The organism is Lentzea sp. NPDC092896 (assembly GCF_044754905.1).
In the GTDB taxonomy this organism is placed as follows: Bacteria; Actinomycetota; Actinomycetes; order Mycobacteriales; family Pseudonocardiaceae; genus Lentzea.
This window is the reverse complement of sequence record NZ_JBIVPX010000001.1, coordinates 248,231-268,834: the sequence shown is the minus strand read 5'-3', so window position 1 is coordinate 268,834 and position 20,604 is coordinate 248,231. Positions and strand designations below refer to the sequence as shown.

Sequence of the window (20,604 nt, the reverse complement as noted above, 5' to 3'; positions counted from 1 at the left end):
GCGCCAGGCATTTCAGTAACACGCTCATGAGTGAAGTCCTGGCTTGACGACGACCACACGACCGGCATGCAGGCGTGCCGGGAGCGCGCGTCGTCTGCCTTCCCCGTGCCCAGATGACGTCCGTGATCGTCATAGAGCCTGAGGGCAATCCCGTTGAAAGCGAGGCAACATCCATGACCGGAACCTTGTCCCCTCCCGTCACCGGAGGGAGCGTGAGTCTGTCGCCACAGCACTCTCCCGCTTCGCCACCCGTCGATGGCGCACGCGTCGCTGCCCTGGTTCGCGAACTCTTGGTCGAGCTCGGTGAGGATCCGGACCGCGAGGGATTGGTCGACACGCCCAGCAGAGTCGCCCAATGGTGGAAGTCGTTCCTGTTCCCCGATCAGTCAGCGACACCGAGGTGCTTCTCCGAGGACAGCATCGCCGGGCAGTTGGTCCTGGTCGGCGGCATGAGTGTGTGGTCGTTGTGCGAGCACCACCTACTGCCGATGCACCTCGACGTCGTGGCGGGCTACGTGCCTGGCGATGAAGTCGTTGGCCTGTCGAAGTTCGGCCGTATCGCCGAGCGGCACGCGGGCCGGCTGCAGGTGCAGGAGCGTTTCACACGGCAGGTCGCGGACGAGATCAAGGCGTTGATCGGCAGCCCCGACGTGGTCGTCTCGGTCCGTGGCACGCACCTGTGCATGAGCATGCGCGGCGTGCGGATGGAAGCCGCCCGGACCACCACTCTGCAGGCCGGCGGCCGGTTCGAGAGCGACCCGGTGCTGTCCCAGCAGTTCCTGACACTTTCCACCAGCACGTGGAGGAACAGCTGATGGCCAAGCACATCGACGTCTCCGTGATCGCTCCACCGGCCTATTTGGAGGCGTTCGTCGCCCAGGAGCCGGCCCGTGTACACCACGTCGCCGCGCAGCGCGTCCTGACCAATGCCACCTACAGGGACTTCTTCTACCGCGAGGCTCTGCGCGGCGCGGAGATCATCGTCGACAACGGCGTGTTCGACCTCGGTCACGCACTCCCCGCGGACGACCTCGTGGAGGCGGCTCGAGCTGTGGACGCCAGCGAGATCATCCTCCCGGACGTGATGCGTGACGGGGCCGCCACCATCAAGGCCAGCGATGAGGCAGCTCTGCAGATCCGTCGCCTGACAGACGAGTTCCGGCTCTGCGTTGTGCTGCACGCGGCCGACGACGACGAATGGCTACGTAGCTACGACCACTTCGTCTCCCGCGACTACGTCGGAGCGATCGCGCTGCCCGCCTCCCGCAAGCCCGCCCCCGAGGACCAACTGTGCCGGACCCGCTGGTCGGCGACCCGGTTTCTGGAAGACCGCGGAATGGTTGACCACCGGCTGGTCTACCGGCTGCTGGGGTTGGGGCGCACCGGGCATCTGGAACTGGTTGAGCAGCGCGAGCACGAGTGGATCTCCTCGGTCGACGGGGCCGCGCCGGTCATCCTCGGTGCGATGGGCATCGAGATGCTCCCCGACGGCCCGTATGCAAAGCCGCCGACCCCTCGGATCGATGAGCTCGGCCCGATCGTAGAGGAGCGGTTCGAGCTGATCCGGCACAACATCGCTGTCGTCCGCCAGGCGGCGGGCAGCACTGTCCGCATCCTGGAGGCGGCCTGATGAGCCTGGTTGCCAGCGCGGTTCTGCCGCCCAGCTCTGCCATGGCCTTGCCCGCGTCACCGATCCCGGTAGCCGGGCACACAATGGGCACGGACAGCCTGCTGCGCTACCTGCAGATCAAGGTCCATCACCTCATCCAACGCGACTCCTGGAAGCGGATCTACGTCGTCGGCGGCTACGACCGCCAGGCCGTCATCTCCGAGCACGAGAAGACCGGCAAGCTGTTCAACGTCGAGCGTCCCACCGCCGAGATCCGCGGCCGCGATCTGGTCATCAAGGCGTTCCCCGGCGAGGACTACGTGCACCACTACGCGTTGATCATCGCCACCTATCTGGCAATGACCGGCAAGCCGGCCGACGTGCGCTACGAGTTTCCTGACCCGGCCGTGTGCCGGGCCGCGGTCGAGCAGCTTGATCTCGATCTCGACGGTGATTTGGTGATCGTCGGTTGGGGTCTGGCGCACCTCGCGCCGGAGGCCAACGGCTGGACCTTCGGGGCGGGTTACGCCTGGCAGCGCACCCGCCTGCACGGCCGTCGCGTGGTCTACCTCGGGTTCCTGCACAGTATCTGGGGCGATGTCGCCGGGCGGATCGTCACGCGCCTTGCCGCGCTCGGTGCTCGCGACGTCGTCTACGTCGGCAAGGTCGGCGCACTACAACCCGACATCGAGCCCAACACGCTGCTCGCCACCGGAAACACCAGCCTCATCGGCGGCGCGACAGTCACCTGGCACGATTTCTTCGGTGACTTCGCGACCGCCCAACCGGGCGTGCACACCGGCATCCACGTCACCTCGCCCTCGATCCTGCTGGAGAACCAGAGCTGGCTGACCGAGCACGCCGAGCACGCCTTCGTCGACCCCGAGATCGGCCCGATGGGAGCGGCCGCGCACCGCGCCGGCATCGGCTACGGCTATCTGCACGTCATCTCCAACAACCTCGCCCGCCACTACCCCGCGGACCTGTCCAACGAACGTCACCACGACGTCGTCCGGCGGCGCTCAGTCCTCGTCGAACACATCCGCGACATCATCAGCAACCGCCTGGCCACGCTGCCGACCTGACCCCTCCAGAGGACGTACAAACCCTATGACGAACGCAGGATCCGACCAGTCCCCGCGCGGGCGTGAGATCACCGTCGTCGGCATCGACGGCGCGGGCAAGTCCACCCTCGCCGCCCGCCTGTGCGAGGCCCTCAACAACGCCGGCCACAAGACGATCCTGGTCGGCAAGACCACCACCGACGTCCCGATGGACCCGGAGATGTCCGCCTACGTCGACAGCCTCAACGCCGTGGTCTACCGCCGTAACACACGCGTCGCGCAGGCCTGCGGCGACCACTACTGGCTGCTGGCACTGGCGACCTGGTACACGCTGCAGGACAAGCTCGTCGTCCAGCCCGCGCTCGCGGCCGGCACCCACGTCATCCTCGACAACGCCCACCACAAGATCCTCGCGCGGTACGCGGTCAACCCCGACGTGCCCACCGAGCTCGCCGAGCAGGTCTTCGCCCACCTCACCACGCCAGACCTGGTGTTCTTCCTACGCATCAGTGGCGAAGAGGCACTGGCCCGCAAGCAGGGCGAGTTCAGCTCCCTGGAAACCGGTCACAGCGGTGGTGCCGGTGACGACTTCATCCGCTACCAGGACACTGTTCTCACGCAGCTACGCAAGGACGAGCAGCGCGACGACTGGCTGTCGATGGACGTGACCGACATGGACCGCGATGCGGTGTTCAAGACCGCCGCGGCCGCGCTCGCTGACCGCCTTCAGCTGTCCGTCTGACCACCGAACCCGAGGAACGGTCTCATGCCAGTGAACCCGCCGACCGACGGCGAATATGTGTGCCATGGTGTCACCTGGGCAACCGGAGACCCTCGGCTGCTACTCGCCCCAGTGCCCGGCGGGTCACTGGTCTATTCCGAGATCATGAAGCAGCGACTCGGCTTCGCAACCGGCGCTGGCCGCTGGTGCACAGGGCGCTACCAGTTCGCCGACACCGTGCGAGTCGAGGCAGTCGCTTGCCCAGACCGCGCCGAGACCGGGCAGAGCGCCCAATGTGGACGGTGCTTCCGCCAGGACGAGTTCCGTGCCGCACACAGGATCCACCAGGGTGGCCCCATCTCCGACGCCCTGCGCCGGTACATGGACCAACCACACGGGCTGTACCTAGCCACCTTCGCCAACGGCGCCACCAAGGTCGGGACAGCGGCCGAGCCACGCAAGCAATCCCGCCTCGACGAACAAGGCGCGATCGTCGCCACCTACCTGACCACAAGCCCCAACGGCGAAGTCGTGCGCCGCCTCGAGGAAGCCATCACCGCGCGATTGGCGATCTCCCAGTCTGTCCGGGCCGCAACCAAACTCAAGACTCTCGCCGCCCTCAGCGATCTGTCCGCCGCAACGACTTCCCACGAGCAGGCCGTTACCCGCGCCGCAGGCGAACTCGCCGCCATGGATGTCGCGGTGACGTTCGAGCAGTGGACCCCTCCAACCGAAGGAGACCTTCTTCGTGCCCCGGGCGGTACGCGAATGCTGTACCCGCACGATCTTCGCGAGGGCGCGCACGGGTTCACCGTGCTGTCTTGCGTTGGCACTCAGGTGCTAGTTCGACTGGGCGAAAGCGATGTCGACTACGTGCTCGACCTCGGTTCGCTCAAAGGTCGCCGCGTCACGCTCGGCTCCTTCGCCTCGGCTGCCGAAGCGTTCCAGGACTCACTGTTCTAACCATGTCGAGCGGCATTGACCGGCGCTCACCGAGCCTCCCAGGCTGCTCTGCTACCCGGTAGATCGAGGTACTTCGTGATGGCACCGCACGACGCCCTTCTCGGTTGGGACGAGGACACCACAGCCGAGGCCTACGCCGAGTTCACCCGCAAATTCCCGATGTACGGCGCGACCAGCTCCGACCTCGCCCACCGCGCAGAGCTCACCAGTAGCCGCCTCGTGGTCGACCTATGTGGTGGTGCTGGCGCGACCGCACAGGCGATCCTCGAACTCGTCCCGGCGAGCGCGCAGGTCATCTCTGTCGACAACGCGGCCGCCATGCAGCGGGTCGGCCGACGCATCGTGAGCGACCCACGCTTGACCTGGGTCACCGCCGCAGCAGAAGACCTGGCCGACCACGTGCCCAGCGGTGCGGACGCGGTGGTGTGCAACTCGGCAGTCTGGAAGACCCAAGTGCCGCAGGTGCTCGCCGCCGTCCACCGTGTGCTGCGCCCAGGCGGCCGATTCGTGTTCAACATCGGCGGCGGCTTCGCCGGCGTTCGCCACCCCGACGAGGTCAACACGCGGACGGGGCCGTCCCTGAACGCGCTGATCTTGCAGGTAGCGGCCGATGACTACGGCTATATCCCGCCAGCGGTTCCTCAGTCGAGCCCCAAGCTGTCGCTGGACGTGATCACCAAGCAGCTCGCGAATGCCGGACTGACTCTGCTCTCCACCGAAGTCACCGCCCAGCACAGCACCATGGCCGAGAAGAAGGCATGGCTGTCGATTCCTGTCTTCGCTCGACCCGCTGGCGGGTTCACCCACACCCAGCGCATGGACATCCTGAACAAGGCGTATGTCGCAACTACACCCGACACACCGACCGTCACGAGCTGGCTCGTGGTCCTCGCACAACGCCCCTGGTAGCGGCTATATCTTCCTCACTGCCAAGTCCGAACAACGGGCGTGCGGCGCCTCAACGTGTTGCGGATATTGCCTGAAGTGCAAGGCGACGCGCGTAGGCGCGGATCCGACCACGGTCCTCCGGGAACACGCTGTCCCACGATTCGTCTAGGCTGACCCAACTCGGCGGCTGTCCGCTCTCCCCACTGAGCGGCAGTTCGCGATCTATGACAGCGGCATAGAACAGGCACAGTGTCGGCGCCCAGTCAGCACGGTACGAACGAACGCCAACAGCAGCCGGCATGGGCAGCAGTTCCGCTCGCACACCTGTTTCTTCTCGGAGTTCACGAACTGCAGCGTCCCGTGGCGTCTCACCGTCCTCAACGGTGCCGCCAGGCGAAACCAACCCCCGCAGAGGGTGTAGAACGAGCAGCACATCGCTGAAAGCCGGGTCGAACACCCAGACCTCTGCGGCGAGCGGGTCCACCAAGGTAGGACGGGCAGAGAGCCACTCACACGCGTCATCGAACTCTGAGGTTGCCAGCCGCGCCTCCGCGACTGCCGCCTCCCTGGTCAACTGGTCGATCACCTGTCCACCCTATGCCGGTACCAAGCTCCCACTGCCGAGTGACCTGGGCGTGTCAGTGTTCTCAATCTCGTCCGCGACGCCTGGGCCCCTTCGGACCATTACCTCTTCCCTTCCGCTTCAACAGCGCGTCAACGTCGACCTGGCGCGAATCGAGGCTGCTCGCCAGGCCAGTCGGCCTCGCGCTGAACCTGGACCGGAATGTGGAATCGGTGAAAATCCGGCCCGCAGCCTCGACCAGGGGCCGCAGGGAGGGCTCCAACACATCCGTCACGAAGTCTGTTGCGAACGACAACTCGGGTAGCGGCCGATAACGCACGAATGCCTCACATGCCTCAATCCCGCTATCGCATACAGCCAAGGCAAGGAAGAACGCCTGATCCCATTCGAACACACGCTTACAACCGGCGCCGACGCTGAGAAAGTCGACGACGTGCCCCAGGTAACGCCGGAGTTCCTGGTGCTCAATCAAGCCGGCCAGATGGCGGAGCGAGTCGATCGCCTCTGCCCACGGCCTGATCGGGTCGTCCTGGCCTAGCGTCTGCGACGCCCTTCCTAGCAGGAGCGGCAGCCTGTTGGGAGCTGGCCAGTCCACGTAGAATCTCCGAGCCGCGCGCAACAGCACGGCCGCCGAGGCCGCCGCTTTGTGGTCGCCCAAGCGCCGGTCGCCATCGCGGCACCGCTGATCACACAGTGACTCACCACTGCCGCTGGCTCCATGGATGTTGATGTCGCCGTACAACGAGCCGACCTGTATCAGCGGCCCGTCAACGTTCCCATGGTGGCTATTGGACACCAGATGGCCTGAATACCTGTGCTCATCCGCCATGTGTTGAGGGTGTCCCTGATCCGGCAATCCTTATGAAGCGAAGCCAGTATGACTCACCACATTGGCGATATCGACGGGCTTTCCCTGCTCATCACCCGGTCGTGGCCGTCGCGCTGTGGCATGACTGCACCGGCTCAGCGGTAGTGGCGCGGATCTACCGATTGGACACACCCCAGAGGCCGCGGCACCAGAAGCTCGCAGGGAGACCCCGGCGGCGAGCATCAGGCTGCGGATAATCCCCCAGTTCGAGCCAGCATCGGCGGCGATCTGCCGGAGACTGCAGAAGTTCTTGGAACGCCACAAGAGCAGGGCGAGGTCGTGCGCGCACGGCGTGGGATAGAAGAAGGCCCGGCGCGCCTGGGGGTGCGCGCCGGACCTTGTCCCGAGTATCGCACCGCCGAGCCGGGCGTTACGCGCGTCCGCGAACGCGTGGGTGCTGATCAGGGGTGCGAGTGCTCGGGTTCTGCTCCGCTGGTGGCGGTCGTGGATCGCGAGCGGGAGACGCCCAGCAGACCGGACAGCACCAGCGGACCCGCGCTGAACGACATGGCGAGAGCGACGTACATGGTCGGGATGTCGCTGAAATGCTGGTCTGCGACGAGCAGGCCGAGGAGCGCCATCACTGTGGCGATGATGCTGATGATGCGGCGCAGGAACAGCAGCGTCCGCTCGTCGTCGGTCCGGATGCCCTCCCACGTCGCGAACACCGCACCGCCGTGAAACACGAGCGGTAGCGCGATGGCGAGGAACACCGGCACCCCGAGTGGGGGGAACGTGCCGGCCAGCAGCACGGTCGACACCAGGGCGGAACAGGGCACGGCCACTATAGAGAACACCAGCAGGGACCACGGCAGCGAGGTTTTGGGGTGGGACAACCCAATCGCATGTGAGGGGTTGGTATCTGGACTGGTCTGCATGCCGCCACATGCTAGGAGCGCAGGTTCACCCGACACGATCGAGCGACTCACAACACGCAGGGTGGCGGCGATGGGTTGAGAACCTGTCTTCAAACCTCGGTTCGCGCTGGTCACTGCGCTATGCAGAGCAACAGCTCGCAAGCGCGACGTGTTCGTGCAGACGTCACCGTGACGTCTGCACGAACGTTTTACTCGGTTGGGCCGGTGTTGGTGGTCGCGTCGCGTCGGCGTCGGGAGCGTCGGGCAAGTTGGCCCGGTCGCGTCGGGCTCAGGTTGAGCCGGATGGCGACATCGCGTTCGGTGGAACTGGCCACCATCTCGGCTACGAGGTCGTCACGCAGGGCGGAGACCTGCTCGGCCGCGGCTTGGAACAGCGCCTGCGTGCTGGACAGGCGGATGAACCAGACCTCGTCTTCCTCGTCTTGGGTACGTTCGCCGATCAGTCCCTGCACGAGCAGCGCAACTTCGGCGGGTTCAGTGCCGTATCCGTCGATGATGGTCATCGATCGAGTCCGAGGTAGCTTGCACCGCCGGCTCCAGCCACCGGGTTGTCGTGGTGGTCGTGTTCGATGACCATCCCGCCGGGGTGCCAGGTGGCGATGTGCTCCAGTCCGGTCAGGTCGGCGCGGACCTGACCGTCGTGTTCGTTGGGCTCCCAGTCGTTGTTGGCCCACCCCTGCGCGTCGTCAGCGGCACGAGCCTTCATGTCGATCGTCACCGGCCCCAAACCCCATGTTTCGCTACCGCGGGTGAGGTAGACGGCGCCGGAGTTGTCCTCATGGATCTCGATTTGGCCATTCTGCATAGACCCAGTATGCACGGTCATCGAACTTCTGCATATGCCCTATATGCAGGCGTGGGCGCCAACGCTGAAGTGTTGGTCAACTACGTAAGCCGGTTTCAAGACAGCCTCTGAGGCGCTGTCAGGGGCGTCCAGGGATTGGAGAACGGGTCGCCCAGCACGTGCGGCGGACCTCGGCGAGCCCGTCGACCGCGAGGCCTCGACGTCCTGCTCGTGGCGAGGCGCTGTGTGGTCGGTGCGCCCGAGGCGTAACACACAGCCGCGTGGTCTCGATCTCCAGTCACCGACCCGGTCCAGGGCACCCCGACGTCCCCTTGGAGTACGCCCTGGACCGGGTCTTCCGCTCGATGCCATGCGAGGACACGCAAGGCGTGGCGCGATGATGGGTCATGGCCACTCATCGGGAGACCAATGTGCGGCTGTTGCCGTGCGTGCTAGAAGCCTTGGCGCGTATCGCGGTGCGCCGTGGGCTCTCCCGGGACGAGACTGTGCGGCAGGTGCTCGCTGAGCACATCGCGGCCCAGGAGGCGCGCGAACCGGAGGAGCGGCTCACGCACATCTCCACCGTGCTGCGGTACCCGCCGCCACAACCCACCGGCGAGCGGGTGGACAAGCAGCTGCGGCTGAGGTTGCCGCCGGGGACGGTGGAGCGGGCGCGGGCGGTGTCGTTGAAGCTGCCCGGACAGCACCAGCGGGCCTACAAGGACTACCAGGCCCGATTGCTGACCGACGCCGTGGTGACCGCGATCGCGGTGCAGGAACCTTTTACCGACGAGGTGCTCGACGGCCTGCTGCCGGTGCTGCGCCACCAGGCCGCCCTGGGCCTGTGGCAGCTGGTGATCGCGGCGACGAGCAGCTACCAGGAGCTCAGGCTTCAGGACGCTGCGGACCACATCCGGGCTCGGCCGGGACCGCATCCCGCCGAGGACGAACGGGCGCTGCTGATCGTCGAGGCGCTCGACACGGACGTGGCGTGGCACAGCCGGGTCCGCTTCGACGTCGCGCTGCGCCTCGCTACGGAGAACCTGCGCGGCGAGAGCGCGGAGGCCTTCGAGGAGATGTTGTTCTCCCAGCGCACGGACTGGGCCGAGGAACGTCTGGAACGCCGGTTCTCCCGGGAGGCGGGAGAGTGGTTCGACGGCGTGGCCCACGCCAGCATCAACGGCCGTGGCGCCACCGCGGTGTGGCGGGCGCAGCGCAAGGTCGAGTTGCCGGACTTCGAGCTGTGGCTGCGGAAGCTGCCCGTCGATCACCCCGGGGGGCGCCGAGTGATACGCCCGCCCGGCTGGTCGATCGGTGTGCCCGCCGAGTGGTCCGCGAAGACGCTGTTGCGCGGCGGCCCGCTGCCCGAGCCGTTCTCGCAGTGGGCCGCGGCCGGCCAGGTCCTGGTGCTCCCGCTGGACGGCCGCAGATGCGTGTGGCCGTTGCACGGCGAGAACCAGCTCCCGGTCGCCGGCGCCGAACCGCTCGTCGCCGCGGCGGCCGCGGCGGCGCGCAAGACCGGCGGGCTGGTGCCGTTCGTGGAGTCCATGCTCATCGAGTGGGGCACAACCCTGACCTCCGACGACTTCCTCGACGGTGAGCAGGACTTCGACGGCGACGATCCTCGCGACGAGGTGGGGGACGAGGCCGAGATGACCGAGGCCCGACGCCGGTGGGCCGAGTTCGACGCCCGCTACGACGCGCCTCAGCTGTGGCTGCCGGTCGACCAAGCCTTCGACGCCGGCCTGGTCGACAACGACCTGCGGCACCGCGCCAAGGAGCTGGCGTGGCGGGAAAACCTCGACCGGCCCCACCGGCGCCGCACCGGCGAGGCCCTCCTGGTCGCACCCGTCGTCACCCCGGACCCGCGGATCTGCCTGTTCGTCCCTCGTACGGGCAAAGAGCGCCTCACGAAAGCCATGTGGCAGTGGGAGGGCGGATCGGTCGCGGCGGCGATCGCCGCGCAGGCACCGGCCGATGTCGTGCGGTGCCTGGTTGACGCAGCGGTCTGGACGACCGGCTGGACGCTGCAGCGCACGATGCACCAGGTCTGGCGCGCGGTCTTCCGCTGACCCCGTCCGGAGCTGGCCACCCGACCGCGACGCCGAGCCCGACTGCGTGTGACACCCACCAATACTCCAACGCTCCCTCGTGCCTTGAAATGGATTCCAGCAAGGAAAACGGTGTCGACAACGCAGGAGACGACATGACGGAGTTCGGCAAGCACCACCAGCGCGACCAGCCCGCTCACGGAGGCTGGCAGTGGTCGACGCTGTGGCCGAAGGTGAAGGTCGCGGTACAGGTGATCGCCGGTCAGCTCATCGGCTGGGCGCTGCGAAAGTGGCTCGGATAGATGCCCCGTCTCGGCACACGGCTGGACACACCTCAGCCGCGCGACGGGACACGGCACCGCGGTAGCGCGGCGCGCCGATCAAACCGGACAGTCATCACGGTGGTCGAGGGCAGTGGGGGTGCCGCACGTGCGGCGCCCCCATCACGAACTCGGCGGCCGCGATCGTCAGCGCGGGCTGATGGCCCAGTTGGAGAACGCGATCGCGGCCGCCGTGGATCCGGCGCTCAGCCTGCCAGTACCCCTGGGGTCGATGATCAGCAGGGCGGCGGGCTTAGAATCCGTTGGGACTTCGCCGTTTTCCTCGCTCTCGCGAGGGTGGGCCGCCAGACGGCGGCCGCCATCACGCAGAGGAGAACCATGTCCATCGACGCCTGGAAGTCCGAGATCGACTGGCCCGAGGAGGGCTACCGCGCACGCGGCAGCGACGAGGCGCACGCCTGGACCGACCTCGTGCCCGACGAGGACGGCGAGGTCCACCCGGACCAGCCCTACACCTACCAGGACCTCGTCGGCGACCAGGCCGAGGCCGCGCACATGACCGTGGAGGAGTTCCTCGGGTCGCTGCGGTACAACCTCACGCCAGCGGCCGACGAGCTCGACGAGCTCCTGGTCGACGACGAAGACCTGTACGAGTAAGGAAAGTAGTCCACTAACGGGTTACCGGGACGCGGCGTAGGTGTGTGGGCGCCGCTCGCCTGCCTACGCTTTCCGCATGCGTCCTTGGGACCACATTCGCGTCGGCTTCGACGCCGACTACGAGACCGTCTGCGACCAGTTCGGCGGCGGCTGGCAGCTGCTCGACCGTTGGCGGGAGCTGGGCACCCTGCTCTCAGGCCGCCACGGGTGGCACTTCGACCTCCACGGCGGCGGACCGACGTGGAGCTTCGGGTTGTTCAGCGAAGGCCTGCTCGTTCTGCACGTGAACGCGCAGGGTCAGATCCACTGCTACGACCACACCACCGACTCCGACCACATCACGGGCGACCTCGCTCAGGTCGAGGCGTGGATCGACAGCCGAACCGTCAGCGCCGAACGTCCCAGCGCGACAGCGGTGGAGATGGCCCAGTCCTTCAACTGGAAGACGCTGACCACCGTCGGGTTCCGGCTGCTGGTCAGCTGGTCGGACGGCTCGTTCGCGGGCAGCTGGCCGAGCCACGCCGACGCCGTGATCGCCCCGACGTTGCAGGAGGTGCTCGACGGCGCGGCCGCCCAGGTGTGCTCGTTGTACGGCGCACCGCCGGAGCTCGCGGCCGACCTGACGATCCGCGTTGAGTTGGACCCGTCCGCGGTCACCCACCTCCGGCAACACGACTCCGAATCCTGACGGGAGAACGACGATGGGGAAGTCACGGGGCAAGAGGGGCCACACCGGTACCTCGATGGGCGGGTCGATCGTGCGGATCCCGCGCAGGCTCCCCTTGCAGCGCAACAACAAGTCGTGCCCGGTGTGCTACGTGGGCGGCGGTCAGCCGTGTCGCCGGGTGGAATCCGAGCCCGGCGCGGCAAAGCTCAAGCTGGGCAGGTCGATCGCGACGATGCACAGCGCCCGCTCCGGCAAGCCCAAGTCGGACACGCCCCGGCCCCCCGCTCGCAGGCGCGCACCGGAACCGGTGCCGATCGAGCGGCTGTTCCCCGAGCGCGCAGGGTTCGTACCGGCGAACCAGCGCGAGGGCGGGCCGCTGGCGAGAGGATGGAACCGCAACAACTCCGACGCCGTTCCGCGAGCGAACAAGCCCTGACGAGCAGTGCGATGTCGGGCGGGCGTTACGGCTACAGCTCGACAGACTCGCCGCGGTCGAGCTCGGCCAAGCCCCGCACCACGGCCTCACTCTGCGCGAGCTGGCGGTCATCAGGCACCCAGCGCAGGTGCTGGGTGAAGGCCGGGCGCTTTTCGCCCTTGGCGCGCACAGTCCGCACCAGGTGCACCACCGAGGAATCTCCCACGTCGACCTGGACGAGCAGGCCGGCTTTCGTCCACCGGCTCACGGTCGACTGCGCCAGGCACAGCAAGCCAGCGGCGATCTGCACTCGAACCGGAGGAATCCAGCCGAGCGGGTGTCGATGAACCCCTGCAGCTCGGCCAACCGCTCGCCGGACAAATCATCGGCGAGTTCGACGGCGACGGTCCTCGCGACGAAGATGCCACGCCCGCTCGGCGGGTTCGTCCTCGTCTCGCCACGGCAAGCAGCTACTCTCGGTCACCTGGAATTACGATTCCATCTCGCGTGGAACTGGCCGCAGAACCTGGTTTTAGTTGCGCGACAAGGTGTTTGGGCAGCTCAAAGCAGGTGTGCTACCTGGCGGCGCTGAGCTGTCGGGCTGACGTTTTCGCAGGTCAACGGGTTGTGACGTGGCAGAAAACACCCCCCTTTCTTGGGGGGATGACTTTGACGCACCGAGTTGTCTCGGGGAGACTAGCTAGTGCGTGTACACGGCTTGGAAGAGCCGAAACGCGGAACAGGGCCGCACCGGAGGCTCCACCCTCCAAGCACGACCCTGTCCCTAGGGGATCACCTGTGGGTTAGACGTGGTTGATCAGGAACCACAGGGCGATCCGGATTGCGACGCTGAGAAGCGTCCGAGCCGCCTTCTCGTAGGGGTTCGGGCGCCTCAGCGGCGTCCCGCTCCCGCAGTTGGGGCAGCAGTGGAACTTACTCATGTCGCTTGCGTTGTCGCTCACGTTCGCACCTCCCGGTGACCCGGCAGTTAGCGGACGCCCGGAACTTCCCGGCGGTCCCTGCCGGTACGTACGCGGCAGAAACCCGTAGAGCTAGACACCTGCCATCATTCCCTGCGAGGCCCCTGCTGGTCGATCCGCGCAAGCGTGGGCCTACTCACGTCAGATATTCGGACATAGCTTTATCGGTAGTCCCGGGACCGTAGATCGACATCATTGAGATCCAGCTTCTCCAGCCGGTCTGCCACCAAGTTCGTCGCGCCGTCGGAGCGCTCGACGATGCCGCGGACGATGAGGGCGGCGCTGCCCTTGGCGACCAGCCCGTACCGGTTCCAGGTGCCAGGGTGCACCACGATGTTCACGAGGCCGGTCTCGTCTTCGAGGCTGATGAAGGTGATGCCGCCCGCGCCGGGCGGGCGTTGCCGGTGGGTGACCGCGCCGCCGATGGATACGCGGGTGCCGTGCTCGACGGTGCCGATGGCGGCCGCGGGCAGGGCGCCGCGGTCGTGCAGGTAGGCGCGCATCAGCTCAACGGGGTGGCCGTCGGGAGTGATGCGGGTGGCCCACAGGTCCGCGGCCGCGAGTTCCCAGGTGGTCATGCCGGGCAGGGTGGGCGCAGTGCTGGTCATGCTGGTGCCAGGCAGCAGGTACGCGCGGTCGCGCGCGGCCGCGCCCGCCATCCACAGGGTGTCGCGGCGGGACGCGCCGAACGTCGTGAGCGCGCCCGCGGTGGCGAGCGCTTCGAGCTGGTCGGTGGCGAGCTCGGCGCGGCGGGCCAGATCGGCGAGGTCGGCGAACGGGCCGTCGGCGCGGGCGTCGACGACGCGCTGGGCGGTGTCGGTGGTGATCGTGCGCACGACGTCGAGGCCCAGGCGCACGGCGACGCCGCCGGTGCTGCCAGGGTCGGGCTCGAGGGTGGTGTGAGCGAGGCTGGTGGTGACGTCGGCGCGATGGGTGCGCACGCCATGGCGTCGGGCGTCCGCAACGAGGGTCTGCGGGCTGTAAAAGCCCATCGGCTGGGCCCGCAACAGCGCCGCGCAGAACGCGGCCGGGTGGTAGCGCTTGAACCACGCGGACACGAACACGATGTGCGCGAACGACAGCGCGTGGGACATCGGGAACCCGTAGGTCGCGAACGCCGCGACCCGGCCGAAGATCGAGTCGGCGAGCAGCCCGGTGATCTCGTTGGCCGCCATGCCGGCGTAGAAGCGTTCCTTCAGGCGTTCCATCTTGGCGGCGGAGCGCTTCGAGCCCATCGCGCGACGCAGCTCGTCGGCCTCGCCGGGCGTGAACCCCGCGACGTCGACGGCGATCTGCATGATCTGCTCCTGAAAAATCGGCACGCCCAAAGTGCGATCGAGCGCGCTGGCGAGCAGCGGATGGTCGTGGCGCCAAGGCTTTCCGTTGCGGCGCGCGATGAAGGGGTGGACACTGCCGCCCTGGATCGGGCCGGGCCGGATCAGCCCGACCTCGATCGCCAAGTCCCAGAAGTTGCGGGGCTTCAAGCGCGGCAACGTGGACATCTGCGCGCGCGACTCGACCTGGAAGACGCCGACGGTGTCCGCCTCGCACAACATGTCGTAGACGTTCTTGTCCGCGAGGTCGAGGTGCGCGATGTCGACGCGCTGGTGCTCGTGCTCGGCGACGAGGTCGACCGCGAAGTGCACGGCGGAGAGCATGCCGAGGCCCAGCAGGTCGAACTTCACCAAGCCGGTCGTCGCGCAGTCGTCCTTGTCCCACTGCAGGACGGTGCGGTTGTCCATGCGGGCCCGCTCGACCGGGACGACCTCGCTCACGGGCCGGTCGCAGATGACCATGCCGCCGGAGTGGATCCCGAGGTGGCGGGGGAAGCCGTCGATCTCGATCGCGAGCTCCCGCACCGGGTCGGGGATCGGCTCCTGGTCGGCGCGCTGTTCCTGCAGTGGGGTCCAGGCGTCGATCTGCTTGCTCCAGGCGTCCTGCTGCCCGGCGGTGAAGCCGAGCGCGCGAGCCATGTCCCGCACCGCCGACTTGGGCCGGTAGGTGATGACGTTGCAGACCTGGGCGGCGTGGCGGCGACCGTGCTTGCCGAAGACGTACTGGATGACCTCCTCGCGGCGGCCAGACTCGATGTCCACGTCGATGTCAGGCGGCCCGTCGCGGTCCGGGTGCAAAAACCGCTCGAACAACAACTCCCAACGGACCGGGTCGACCGCGGTGATCCCGAGCGCGTAGCAGACCGCGGAATTCGCGGCGCTGCCCCGGCCCTGGCACAGGATGTCGTTGTCCCGGCAGAACTTCACGATGTCATGCACGACCAGGAAGTAGCCGGGGAAGCCGAGTGCCTCGATGACGTCGAGCTCACGGTCGATCTGCGCCCACGCACGCGGCGAGTCCTGCCGGGAGCCGTAGCGGCCGTGCGCGCCGCGCTCGGTCAGCACCCGCAGCCAGGAGTCCTCGGTGTGCCCGTCCGGCACGTCGAACGGAGGAAGCCGCGGCGCGATCACCTTCAGGTCGAACAAGCACTCGCCGCCCAGCAGCGCGGCGTTGCTGACCGCGCCGGGGTAGCGGCGGAACCGGTGCGCCATCTCGGCGCCGCTGCGCAGGAACGCAGCCGGCGCGGGCGGCAGCCACCCGGCCATCTCGTCGAGCGAGCGGTGCGCGCGCACGGCGGCCATCGCCGCGGCGAGCCGCCCGCGCGCCGGTGCCGCGTAGTGCACCGCGCCGGTCGCCACGATCGGCACCCGCGCCTCGCGCGCCAGGGCCGTGAGCACGTCGTTGCGGGCGCTGTCGTCGGGGTAGCCGTGGTCGACGAGCTCGACGGCGACGTGGTCGCGGCCGTACCGGTCGACCAGCCGCAGCAACTCCGCCATCGCGGCCTCGGCCCGCGCGGTCTTACTGCCCGCGCCGGCGAGGGCCTGGCGCACGGTCCCCTTGCGGCACCCGCCGGTCAGCACCAGCACCCGGCCGCGGAGCTCGTCGACGAGCTCGTCCTCGTCGTAGACCGGCTTGCCCTTCTCGGCGTCTGCGCGCAGGTGCGCCGAGGAGATCACCCGGCACAGCGCCGCGTAACCCTCCGGGCCGCGCGCGACCGCCAGCAGGTGCGTGCCCTCCGGGTCCGCCTCGCCGTTCTGCGGCGCGGACAGCCCCAGACTGAGCTCGGAACCGAACGCCGTGCCCACGCCGACGTCGCGGGCGGCGCTCGACAGGCGCACCACCCCGTACATGCCGTCATGGTCGGTCAGCGCGAGGCCGGTCAGCCCCAGGCGCGCGGCCTCCACAGCGAGCTCCTCCGGGTGGCTCGCGCCGTCGAGGAAGCTGAAGTTGCTGTGGCAGTGCAACTCCACGAACGGCGTCTGGTCGACGTCACCGCCGACGGAACGTCTCGCCGGCGCCTCGGCGGGCCGGGCGGGTCGTACCCGGCCGGTGACGGTCGCGGACGACGTCGACCCGAGCTGGTCGGCCAGTCGCCGCCAGCTGGTCTCCGGTGCGTTGAACGACACCTCGCCTTCCCCTTTCCAGCGTCGATCGCCGGCGCTGAGGGGAAGTCAGCTCGAACAAGCGTGCGAAAGTGTGCGGCCCGCCGGACGACAAGTCAATTCGACAGCGAATACAACCCGCCCGCGCGTGGATGCGAACGACGCGGGCACCTGCGGCGATAGCTACTGCCCGACGGGCCTCGTGGCTCGCTCGCCCGGCGCTCCGAGGTAGTCGGCGTTCTCGAACCACTTGAGCACGTCGAGCGCGCGGGCGAACCGCATCATCAGCCTGTGGGTCACCGCGGCAGGCTCCGCCCCGAGCTCGATAGTGCTGGCCATCGTGGCGGCCACGTAGCGTTCTTCGCTGAAGGTGCTGAGCTCCTCAGGGTCGGTGAACGCTCGCCGCCGTTCCGGCACCTCGGAACGAAGGCCTGCCAGGCCAGTCACCCCGACAGCGAACTGCCACTGCCCGGTGTAGCCGAACTCGGCGCCGATCGCGCCGGCGAGCTGCACCACGCTGCGGACCAGCCCCAGCACCGTCTCCGTCCGCGCGACATAGAGCTCCTCGTCCAGCAGGTTCATCTTGGTCGACATGGCGTTGGCGAGCAGGGTGAGCGTGCCGTCGTCCCACACCTCCAGGTCCGTCCCAGTACGCGACTCGCCTGTCCACTGACGGCCGGTCAGGTTCGGCGTGCACCAGCCAAATCCTTTGGCCCTCGGTTCGGCCGACACCGCCCGCGGCCACCTCCTGCTCGCGCCGGGTGCTTCCGCCTCGGAGATCAGCGGGGCGACACCAAAGGCACTCACGTTCTCGGTGAGCAGTTCCGGCGGGCTGGCCAGCGGCCGCGCCACCACGTACAGGCGGGCGTCTAGAAGATCGGAGGGAAACGGGTCCCGGGCGATCTCGCGGTCGATCAGCTCCTGTGCAAGGACCTGACGTGCGCGGCGCACCATGTGCAGGCGCTCAACCTCGGCATCGGACAGAACGTGCTTCACCGTGTCGCCACGGCCGTGGTACTGGCCCTTGACCATGTGCGGCGCGAGCGGACTAGGCGGCACCTCCACGACCAGCACACCCTGGATCGCTCCGCCTGGACCGCCGGGGGCGGCGATCCGGTGGCACTGCACGAACAGCGGCGGGTCGCAGTGGTAGCGCACCAGCTGCTCCACCGTCTCAGACAGCCCGTCAAGCGGCTGTGGCGCCAAGGAGAAGGTGCCGGCCGCCTTGTCTTCGGCGATGCCGATCAGCAGCGCTCCGCCGTCGTTAGCGAAGGAGGCGAGATCGCGCACCAGCTCCACCTTCTTCTGCGGGCTGGAACCGATCTCCCGCTTGGCGTCGAGCCAGTGCCGCTCGACCAGTAGGCCAGCAGCGAGTACGACCTGGACATCGGCCAGAGTGCGTGGTTGCCAGCGGGGCTGCGCGGGCCCCAGATACAGCACGGGCGGCATGGGCTCGGTCATACCCCTCATCATCACGGCCCGAGCCCGGGAAGCCGTAACGCCGCTGATCGTGTCGAGCGATCCATCCCGCTGTCGGTACCGCGGCGGACGTTACTGAACAGCACGAACAGCTGGCAATCGCGAACGATCACCCTCCGGCAGACGGAGCCGGAACGTTAGCGCCCTCGGCGGTGGCCTGATCGCGTCGTAATCGCGGATGTCGAAGCAGCTCTATGGCGAGGGGTCCCAGGCCCTGCTATTCCGGCAGGCCGAAGTCTGGCGATGCAGCGACACGACTGGTTCTCAGGGCCTGGGCGAGCGTCGAGAGCGCTTCGAAGACGCCGAAGGTCTCGCCGAGGAACTCGAGGTACGTCATCCCGGCGGGGTCCTTGTCGCTGACCACGCGACCCGTCTGAAGATCGTGGTGCGCTGTAGCGTGCCCGATCGCGTTGCGCCGACGGTTGTTGAGCAGCACCGCGAACGACTCCCAGCCGGGAACCTGAGCCACGTACGCGATCTTCTGCGCGTTGGACAGGCCGTCGAACTTCTTGAGGGTCGTGGGGCGCTTGTTCACGGGCACGATCGTGATCTCGGGATGGACGTCCCCGAAGTCATCGGGGCTGCCTCGCTCCACGGTGTTCTGGGCGGCCACCAACAGCCACAGGCACTTGCAGGCGAGCTCGAATCCCTGCTGGTAGAGGCCACTCACCGTCGAGAACTCGTCGCGGAAGAGCACCAGCTCCTCGAAGGCCGCCTTCTTCTCCTCGTCGACGAACCTGCCGAGCAGGCCCATCTCCCACGACTCGTGCTGCTGCACGAAGCGGTCGAGCTCGGTGAACAGATCTCGCTCCAGGTCGGCGGACGTCTGCCCCCGTTCCCGGAAGACCCGCAGGTGCTCCATGGTCCGATCTATAGCTGCGGTGTGCTTGGTCGCGAAAAGGCTGAATGCTTGTCGGCCGCGCGTCCCGGTGCTCCCCATGATCCTCGTCGTGGCGATCGCCAGCGCCTGATACGCGATGCTGGTCCGCTGGTGGCTCGTGCTCGGCTCCTGCTTCAGCTCGAAAAGCTTCTTCGCGGTGCGCGTGAACATCTCGGCATTGCCCTGCAGGTAGTACTGGAACAGCATCCGGACCGGGGGCCATAGGTCCCGACCGTCGTCGAGAGCCTGGTCCCGCGCCGACTTGAACTCGAGGAAGGTGTCGTCACCGAGGATCTGCACGAGGGTCATCGTGGGGAAGGCCCCTGTGGGAGCGAACGAGTCCGCTTCGTAGAGCGACGGCACGAACGGGTTGATGGTCACCACCGGCACGCCGTCGAGCTCGGCGTCCTGGCCGCTCAGCATCTCGGCGTCGATGGTGATCTGGTTCGACATCGATCCGTGAATCGGCAGGCGGCACAGCGGGCACGGGAGGTAGAACCTCGTTCCGCGGGTGGGCTCCACCCCGAGCCGCGCGACGAAAACCTGCTCACAGCCGGGACATTTGAGGTGGTGCCGGGAGATCACGGGCTCAGACTATCGACGGCGTGTGCCCGCTACTCGAAGCCCTCGGCGATTCGGAGAAGCTGATTCTTCAGCTACTCCGGCGCAATCACGCGCACGTCGTTGGCCTGGCGATCCAGGCGCAGTCCCCGCCAGACCGGCTGCCGGAGTCGTTGGCCGACGCTGATGGAGGTCCAGCCGTGGTGCTGGACCTCGCCCACCAGAACAGACACGACCCGCTGGATCCCGCGGGCGTGGCCGCGAGACAGCATGCGGTCGAACGGCGGCCGGTCCTGCCGAAGGTCGTCGAGACGACGACGCAGGGTGACGCGCTCGTGGTCCTTGAAGCCGCTGCCGACGCGGCCGATGTAGGTCAGGCCGGCATCGCGCGGTCGATGGCCACGATCTCACCGTCGAGCACCATGTCACGACCGGCGGCAACCTCCGTGAGCGCACCGAGATCGGGGAAGCGCTCCAACAGCGGCTGGCCGTTGCGTGACCATATCCGCTGGTCACGGCCAGCGACAGAGGCACAGGCCCGCCTGCCACTGGAGTTCGTGCGGGTTGCCGGCAGCCGTGGCTGATGTTGAACATGCGTCCATTCAGGTGACAACGTCTTTAGGCGGCTTCACTCGACCCCGTCTTGCTGATGCGGGTGTTTGGGCTCGGCGTCGGCGCCGCCGTGCGCTACGTCCGCGCGGCATATCCGGAGAAGTTCCGCCGCGACCCCACCAGCCCGTGAACACCGTCCACGCCGGAATCACATCGCTGTAACCTGGCGAAATGTCGCAGCCGCCCCCCATTCGGCCTAGCATGGGCGCGTCCTGAGGCAGCTCGT

At 67.6% G+C, this 20,604-nt stretch carries 22 protein-coding genes; 11 read left to right on the top strand and 11 right to left on the bottom strand.

What is annotated here, in order from left to right; all coding sequences use genetic code 11:
* Positions 1-212 precede the first annotated feature (212 nt).
* The 6 genes from folE (at position 213) to ACIQF0_RS01665 (ending at position 5,266) form a co-directional block, all read left to right on the top strand.
* Positions 213-815 (top strand): GTP cyclohydrolase I, encoded by a 603-nt coding sequence (gene folE / locus ACIQF0_RS01690; RefSeq protein ID WP_401023413.1) that lies wholly within the window; start codon positions 213-215, stop codon positions 813-815.
* Positions 815-1,630 (top strand): hypothetical protein, encoded by an 816-nt coding sequence (locus ACIQF0_RS01685; protein WP_401023411.1) that lies wholly within the window; start codon positions 815-817, stop codon positions 1,628-1,630. The genes folE and ACIQF0_RS01685 overlap by 1 nt, the downstream gene beginning before the upstream one ends.
* Positions 1,630-2,694: a hypothetical protein gene (locus ACIQF0_RS01680; RefSeq protein WP_401023409.1), complete on the top strand. Its 1,065-nt coding sequence runs from the start codon at positions 1,630-1,632 to the stop codon at positions 2,692-2,694. The genes ACIQF0_RS01685 and ACIQF0_RS01680 overlap by 1 nt, the downstream gene beginning before the upstream one ends.
* Positions 2,695-2,719: 25 nt before the next feature.
* Positions 2,720-3,415 carry a dTMP kinase gene (locus ACIQF0_RS01675; RefSeq protein ID WP_401023407.1) on the top strand — a complete coding sequence of 232 codons (696 nt, stop codon included), beginning with the start codon at positions 2,720-2,722 and terminating at the stop codon, positions 3,413-3,415.
* 144 nt (positions 3,416-3,559) lie between these two features.
* Positions 3,560-4,357: a DUF2797 domain-containing protein gene (locus ACIQF0_RS01670; RefSeq protein WP_401023405.1), complete on the top strand. Its 798-nt coding sequence runs from the start codon at positions 3,560-3,562 to the stop codon at positions 4,355-4,357.
* 78 nt (positions 4,358-4,435) lie between these two features.
* Entirely contained in the window at positions 4,436-5,266 is an 831-nt protein-coding gene (locus tag ACIQF0_RS01665; protein WP_401023403.1) for a class I SAM-dependent methyltransferase, read from the top strand.
* Between the two features lie 49 nt (positions 5,267-5,315).
* Here ACIQF0_RS01665 and ACIQF0_RS01660 read toward each other — a convergent pair whose 3' ends face one another.
* From ACIQF0_RS01660 to ACIQF0_RS01640, 5 genes are all read right to left on the bottom strand, one after another.
* Entirely contained in the window at positions 5,316-5,831 is a 516-nt protein-coding gene (locus ACIQF0_RS01660) for an NUDIX hydrolase (RefSeq protein WP_401023401.1), read from the bottom strand.
* Positions 5,832-5,892: 61 nt separating this feature from the next.
* On the bottom strand, positions 5,893-6,657 hold the full coding sequence (locus tag ACIQF0_RS01655) for a hypothetical protein (protein ID WP_401023399.1): 765 nt from the start codon (positions 6,655-6,657) through the stop codon (positions 5,893-5,895).
* Between the two features lie 440 nt (positions 6,658-7,097).
* Positions 7,098-7,475 (bottom strand): hypothetical protein, encoded by a 378-nt coding sequence (locus ACIQF0_RS01650; protein WP_401023397.1) that lies wholly within the window; start codon positions 7,473-7,475, stop codon positions 7,098-7,100.
* Positions 7,476-7,762: 287 nt separating this feature from the next.
* Positions 7,763-8,077, bottom strand: a complete 315-nt coding sequence (locus ACIQF0_RS01645; RefSeq protein WP_401023395.1) for a hypothetical protein — start codon at positions 8,075-8,077, stop codon at positions 7,763-7,765.
* On the bottom strand, positions 8,074-8,379 hold the full coding sequence (locus ACIQF0_RS01640) for a hypothetical protein (RefSeq protein WP_401023393.1): 306 nt from the start codon (positions 8,377-8,379) through the stop codon (positions 8,074-8,076). Before ACIQF0_RS01640 ends, ACIQF0_RS01645 begins: the two co-directional genes overlap by 4 nt.
* Before the next feature lie 494 nt (positions 8,380-8,873).
* Between ACIQF0_RS01640 and ACIQF0_RS01635 the strand changes: the two genes are divergently transcribed.
* The 5 genes from ACIQF0_RS01635 (at position 8,874) to ACIQF0_RS01615 (ending at position 12,450) form a co-directional block, all read left to right on the top strand.
* A complete protein-coding gene (locus ACIQF0_RS01635) occupies positions 8,874-10,430 on the top strand; it encodes a hypothetical protein (RefSeq protein WP_401023391.1) in 1,557 nt (518 codons plus the stop codon).
* Between the two features lie 134 nt (positions 10,431-10,564).
* On the top strand, positions 10,565-10,711 hold the full coding sequence (locus ACIQF0_RS01630) for a hypothetical protein (protein ID WP_401023389.1): 147 nt from the start codon (positions 10,565-10,567) through the stop codon (positions 10,709-10,711).
* Positions 10,712-11,068: 357 nt separating this feature from the next.
* Positions 11,069-11,347: a hypothetical protein gene (locus ACIQF0_RS01625; RefSeq protein ID WP_401023387.1), complete on the top strand. Its 279-nt coding sequence runs from the start codon at positions 11,069-11,071 to the stop codon at positions 11,345-11,347.
* A gap of 76 nt (positions 11,348-11,423) precedes the next feature.
* On the top strand, positions 11,424-12,035 hold the full coding sequence (locus tag ACIQF0_RS01620; protein WP_401023385.1) for a hypothetical protein: 612 nt from the start codon (positions 11,424-11,426) through the stop codon (positions 12,033-12,035).
* 13 nt (positions 12,036-12,048) lie between these two features.
* On the top strand, positions 12,049-12,450 hold the full coding sequence (locus tag ACIQF0_RS01615; RefSeq protein ID WP_401023383.1) for a hypothetical protein: 402 nt from the start codon (positions 12,049-12,051) through the stop codon (positions 12,448-12,450).
* 31 nt (positions 12,451-12,481) lie between these two features.
* Here ACIQF0_RS01615 and ACIQF0_RS01610 read toward each other — a convergent pair whose 3' ends face one another.
* The 6 genes from ACIQF0_RS01610 to ACIQF0_RS01585 all read right to left on the bottom strand — a co-directional run bounded on the left by ACIQF0_RS01610 (position 12,482) and on the right by ACIQF0_RS01585 (position 20,379).
* Positions 12,482-12,697: a hypothetical protein gene (locus tag ACIQF0_RS01610; protein WP_401023382.1), complete on the bottom strand. Its 216-nt coding sequence runs from the start codon at positions 12,695-12,697 to the stop codon at positions 12,482-12,484.
* 873 nt (positions 12,698-13,570) lie between these two features.
* Positions 13,571-16,870 carry an error-prone DNA polymerase gene (locus ACIQF0_RS01605; RefSeq protein WP_401023381.1) on the bottom strand — a complete coding sequence of 1,100 codons (3,300 nt, stop codon included), beginning with the start codon at positions 16,868-16,870 and terminating at the stop codon, positions 13,571-13,573.
* A gap of 159 nt (positions 16,871-17,029) precedes the next feature.
* Entirely contained in the window at positions 17,030-18,295 is a 1,266-nt protein-coding gene (locus tag ACIQF0_RS01600; protein WP_401023380.1) for a helix-turn-helix domain-containing protein, read from the bottom strand.
* Between the two features lie 247 nt (positions 18,296-18,542).
* Entirely contained in the window at positions 18,543-19,790 is a 1,248-nt protein-coding gene (locus ACIQF0_RS01595; RefSeq protein WP_401023379.1) for a hypothetical protein, read from the bottom strand.
* A gap of 71 nt (positions 19,791-19,861) precedes the next feature.
* The gene (locus ACIQF0_RS01590) at positions 19,862-20,134 is read right to left on the bottom strand and encodes a hypothetical protein (protein ID WP_401027643.1); all 273 of its coding nucleotides are present in this window, start codon (positions 20,132-20,134) and stop codon (positions 19,862-19,864) included.
* 5 nt (positions 20,135-20,139) lie between these two features.
* Entirely contained in the window at positions 20,140-20,379 is a 240-nt protein-coding gene (locus tag ACIQF0_RS01585) for a hypothetical protein (protein ID WP_401023378.1), read from the bottom strand.
* Between the last annotated feature and the right edge of the window lie 225 nt (positions 20,380-20,604).